At 69.7% G+C, this 1,157-nt stretch carries 1 protein-coding gene; it reads left to right on the top strand.

From position 1 onward, the window contains the following. Nucleotides 1-1,157 (top strand): beta-ketoacyl reductase (locus ACZ4FV_RS52440; protein ID WP_465328569.1); only part of this gene is annotated, 1,157 nt, incomplete at both ends.

Here is a 1,157-nt window from a genome sequence, read left to right as displayed (position 1 = left end):
GAGGCGTTGACCGAGGACCGGTTGCACAGTGTGCTGCGCGCCAAGGTCGACGGCGCGGTGAACCTGCACGAACTGACCCGCGATCTCGACCTCTCTGCCTTCGTCCTCTTCTCCTCCGCCGCGAGTGTGTTCGGCAACAGCGGTCAGGCCAACTACGCGGCGGCGAACGCATTCCTCGACGCCCTGGCGGAGCACCGCCACGCGTCCGGCAGGCCCTCGATCTCCGTGGGCTGGGGCCCATGGGCGCAGTCCAGTGGCCTGACCCGTGCCACGGAGAACAGCGTGGCGTCCGGTGCCCTTCGGCGCGGGGTCCGGGCGCTCACGAACGAGGAGGGGCTCGCCCTCTTCGACGCCGCGCTGCGCTCCGATGCGGCACACCTTCTCCCAATCCTGTTGGACCCGGCGGCACTACGGACCCGGGCGGCCTCGGGTGTGCTGCCGGACGTGCTGCGCAACCTGGTGCGCACGACAAGCCGGCGGATCGCGGCGGGCGCGGCGGACTCCGGCGGATCCGCACTCGCGTCGCGCCTGGCGGTGCTCGACGAGGAGGCGCGCGAGGTCGAGATCCTCAACCTGGTCAGGACGAACGTCTCACTCGTGTTGGGTCACGAGTCGGGGGAGGCGGTGGGCGCGGGCCGGGCGTTCAAGGATCTCGGGTTCGATTCGATGTTGGCGGTGGATCTGCGGAACCGGTTGAGTGCGGTGACGGGTCTGCGGTTGCCGGCGACGTTGGTCTTCGACCATCCGACTCCGGCGGCGATCGCCGGCTTCGTGCGGGGGGAGTTGCTCGGTTCCGACGCTGTCGTCGTGAGCCCGTCGTCCGTTACGGCGGCGGTCGACGGTGATCCCGTGGTGATCGTGGGGATGGCATGCCGTTACCCGGGCGGGGTTGCCTCGCCGGAAGACCTGTGGGACCTCGTCGCATCGGGACGGGACGCGATCTCCGGGTTCCCCGACGACCGGGGCTGGGACCTGGAGAATCTGTACGACCCCGACCCCGCGGCCTCGGGGAAGAGCTACGCCTCCGAGGGTGGATTCCTCTACGACGCAGGGCAGTTCGATGCCGGGTTCTTCGGGATCTCGCCGCGTGAGGCGTTGGCGATGGATCCGCAGCAGCGGTTGCTTCTGGAGACGTCGTGGGAGGCGTTCGAGCGGGC

It is taken from the genome of Embleya sp. NPDC025285, assembly GCF_055558835.1.
The sequence above is the reverse complement of the archived record's forward strand: the minus strand, read 5'-3'. Positions and strand labels throughout refer to the sequence as shown.